Annotated in this window: 4 protein-coding genes; all 4 read left to right on the top strand. The window is 62.7% G+C overall.

The features are described 5' to 3' along the window. The first annotated feature begins 74 nt into the window (after window positions 1-74). Window positions 75-353: a 30S ribosomal protein S21 gene (gene rpsU / locus EN991_RS28070; RefSeq protein WP_013529653.1), complete on the top strand. Its 279-nt coding sequence runs from the start codon at window positions 75-77 to the stop codon at window positions 351-353. A 138-nt stretch (window positions 354-491) separates the two neighbouring features. Further along, a complete protein-coding gene (locus EN991_RS28065) occupies window positions 492-1334 on the top strand; it encodes a tetratricopeptide repeat protein (RefSeq protein ID WP_013529652.1) in 843 nt (280 codons plus the stop codon). 209 nt (window positions 1335-1543) lie between these two features. Further along, a complete protein-coding gene (locus EN991_RS28060) occupies window positions 1544-2020 on the top strand; it encodes a DUF992 domain-containing protein (RefSeq protein ID WP_024502781.1) in 477 nt (158 codons plus the stop codon). A gap of 91 nt (window positions 2021-2111) precedes the next feature. Further along, on the top strand, window positions 2112-2501 hold a 390-nt coding region (locus EN991_RS28055), incomplete at its 3' end, for a DUF992 domain-containing protein (protein ID WP_245461090.1).

Below are 2501 nucleotides of genomic sequence, written 5' to 3'. Positions count from 1 at the left end.
GTGTAAACCACCGCGGAGGCTAGCGGCTATGATCGCTTGCCTGTTGATATCAAACCCGAAAGACAGGATTGCCCGTGCAGGTACTCGTCCGCGACAATAACGTTGATCAGGCGCTTCGCGCTCTCAAGAAGAAGATGCAGCGCGAGGGCATTTTCCGCGAAATGAAGATGCGCGGTCACTACGAGAAGCCGTCCGAGAAGCGCGCCCGCGAAAAGGCTGAAGCCGTTCGCCGCGCCCGCAAGCTGGCCCGCAAGCGCGCCCAGCGCGAAGGCCTGCTGCCGATGACGCCGCGCCCTGTTGCTGCCGGCGCCGCTGGTGGTGCAGCTGGCGCTCCGCGTCCGCCGCGGTTCTAACGCCAATTTTTCGTCCTTTTCGAAGGATATCAGAGGTGGCGCGATGTGGAATCGCCGCCACCTTTTTGTTTTGATGTGACCGGTCCGGAGGGGGAGCCGGATCTGAACGACGCGGCTTGAAGTGAGGACAGGGCAGACATGAACGCAACGAGCGTGGAGCGCGGGACCGCATTGCGTGGTTTCGCCCTGACAGCGGCCCTGCTCTCCGGACTGGCGCTTGCCGGCTGCCAAACGGCGGGCCCGACCGGTGAATTCAACAACATCGACAAGGCGCAAGGCTCGAGCGAGAACATTTCCTCGCTGTCGGCGGTCATCCAGCGCAATCCCCAGGATCCCGAAGGCTACAATGTGCGCGGCTCGGCCTATGGCCGTGGCGGCCAATACCAGGCGGCGCTCAAGGATTTCAATCAAGCCATCCAGCTCAATCCGAATTTCTTCCAGGCCTATTCGAATCGTGCGCTCATCCAGCGCTTCCTCGGCAACCAGGAAGCCGCGCTCGCGGACTACAACCGTTCGATCCAGATCAACTCGAACTATGACGCCGCCTATATCGGCCGCGGCAATCTCTACCGCAAGGCGGGTCGCACCCAGGACGCCTTCAACGACTTTCAGAAGGCGATCCAGCTCGATACGACCGACGCGCGCGCCTACCACAATCGAGGCCTGATCTATCAGAGCCAGGGCCAGCACAAATTCGCCATCGAGGATTTCTCGACCGCCATCTCGCTGGCGCCGGACGCCGCCGAGCCCTACAACGGCCGCGGCCTCTCCTATCTGGCGACCAATGACGAGGACAACGCCTTCTCCGATTTCAACATGGCGATCAAGCTCGACGGCAAGAACGCCGAGGCCTGGGCCAACCAGGCGCTGATCTACGAGCGGCGCGGTGACAAGGCGAAAGCCGCGAAATCCTATAAGGAAGCCGTTCGCCTCGACCCGACCTACCAGCCGGCCAAGGATGGCCTCGCCCGCGTCAGCTGATCTCGGTTTCGGCAAACGCTTCCCATACAAATCCGCGTGACATCCAAATGCCGCGGGATCCTTGGCGTGTCCGAAAAGACGCACTTCGCAACCGCGCATTAACCCCGGCAGGAGGCTTTCGGCCCCTGCCTTGATCGCGCCAAGTTTTCAGCGGAACGGTCTGGCCTCCCAAGCCGTTATCGAAAAGCAATTTGCGAAAGGACCCTCCCATGATCAAGAAACTCGCCTGCGCCGCTGCCCTCGCCACGACGATGTTCGCGGTGGCTCCAGCCAGCGCCGGCAAGCTGCAACTCGGCACGCTCGATTGCACCATCGACGGCGGCACCGCTTATATCGTCGCTTCCAACAAGGGCGTGTCCTGTGTCTTCCGGCCTCATCATCACGGGCCGTCCGAGGTTTACACAGGCGTCATCTCCAAGATCGGCCTCGATGTCGGCCAGACGCATCAGGGCCAGCTCGTTTGGGCCGTGCTGGCTGCGACCCGGGACCGTGACGGAGGCGATCTCGCCGGCAGCTATTACGGCGTCAACGCCGAGGCGAGCGTGGTGACCGGCGGCGGCGCCAATCTGCTGGTTGGCGGCTTGGACAGCGCCTTCATGCTGGAGCCGCTCAGCGTCCAGGCGCAGACCGGCGTCAACCTTGCCGTGGCCGTGACCTCGCTCCAGCTGATCCATTCATTCAAGTGATCGCATGGAGCCGTGCGCTCCATGACCCCTCACCCCGCGGCGCGGAACCAGATAGGATGGTTCCGCGCCGTTGATTTTTGAGGGGACCATCATGCTGAAGACAGCCATCGCTGCCATATTCGCTACCGTGTTTGTCGGAGCAGCGCAGGCGCAGGACCGAGGCATAGAGCTCGGTACGCTTGACTGTGCCATTGGCGGCGGCACCGGCTTCATCTTCGGCTCGAGCAAGGATCTGAGCTGCACCTTCAACCCCGCCGACAAGAGCTTCGCGTCGGAAGCCTATTTCGGCGCCGTCAACAAATACGGCCTCGACATCGGCACGACGAAGCAGACGGTCATGCAGTGGATCGTGCTGACGCCGCTGAAGAACATCTACGCGCCGGGTGCGCTGGCCGGCGACTACATCGGCGCCAGCGCCGAGGTGACGGCCGCCGTCGGCGCCGGCGCCAATCTGCTGGTCGGCGGCTCCTCGCAAGCCTTC

It is taken from the genome of Mesorhizobium sp. M7A.F.Ca.US.005.03.2.1 (assembly GCF_003997795.1).
In the GTDB taxonomy this organism is placed as follows: Bacteria; Pseudomonadota; Alphaproteobacteria; order Rhizobiales; family Rhizobiaceae; genus Mesorhizobium; species Mesorhizobium ciceri.
This window is presented reverse-complemented; position numbering and strand designations above follow the sequence as displayed.

Coding starts and splice junctions, on each gene's coding strand:
- EN991_RS28065 (WP_013529652.1), top strand. CDS start 492: ATGAACGCAACGAGCGTGGAGCGCGGGACCGCATTGCGTGGTTTCGCC.
- EN991_RS28060 (WP_024502781.1), top strand. CDS start 1,544: ATGATCAAGAAACTCGCCTGCGCCGCTGCCCTCGCCACGACGATGTTC.